Below are 613 nucleotides of genomic sequence, written 5' to 3'. Positions count from 1 at the left end.
GGGGACAGATCCGTCGAAGGTGTGTCTGGTAAGGAGGGTGAAGTCGTAACAAGGTAGCCGTACCGGAAGGTGCGGCTGGATCACCTCCTTTCTAAGGAGCTTGTATTACCAAGCAAGCATAGGCAGAGTGGATCTGCTTTCCCCATTTTTAGCTAGTTCCTTGACAACGGAATAGAGAAAGCAAAGAGAGGTTAAGGTAATAAGGGCATACGGTGGATGCCTAGGCACCTGAAGCCGAAGAAAGACGTGGCAAGCTGCGAAAAGCCACGGGGAGGAGCAAGCATCCTTTGATCCGTGGATCTCTGAATGGGGCAACCCGGCCGAGCAACCCTCGGTCATCCCGTAAGGGAAGGAACCCGGCGAAGTGAAACATCTCAGTAACCGGAGGAAAAGAAATCGAGAGAGATACCCTGAGTAGTGGTGAGCGAAAGGGGAGAAGCCTAAACCCGGCAAGTGTAAGACTGCAATCGTTGCTTGTTGGGGGTTGTGGGAATATGTACTCGTGGTTTGCAGACCGCGACGACAGTTACAAAAGATATCGTTAGACGAACCGTGTTGGGAAAGCGGACCGCAGAGGGTGAAAGTCCCGTAGTCGAAAACGAAATCTCTGTCG

General features: G+C 52.0%; 2 rRNA genes. Both read left to right on the top strand.

Annotated features, from left to right (window positions below):
* A 16S ribosomal RNA gene (locus L2W48_RS12905) occupies positions 1–91 on the top strand; the annotation flags it as partial.
* 98 nt (positions 92–189) lie between these two features.
* Positions 190–613, top strand: a 23S ribosomal RNA gene (locus L2W48_RS12900); the annotation flags it as partial.

The organism is Dethiosulfovibrio russensis, assembly GCF_021568855.1.
Lineage (GTDB): Bacteria > Synergistota > Synergistia > Synergistales > Dethiosulfovibrionaceae > Dethiosulfovibrio > Dethiosulfovibrio russensis.
The sequence above is the reverse complement of the archived record's forward strand: the minus strand, read 5'-3'. Positions and strand labels throughout refer to the sequence as shown.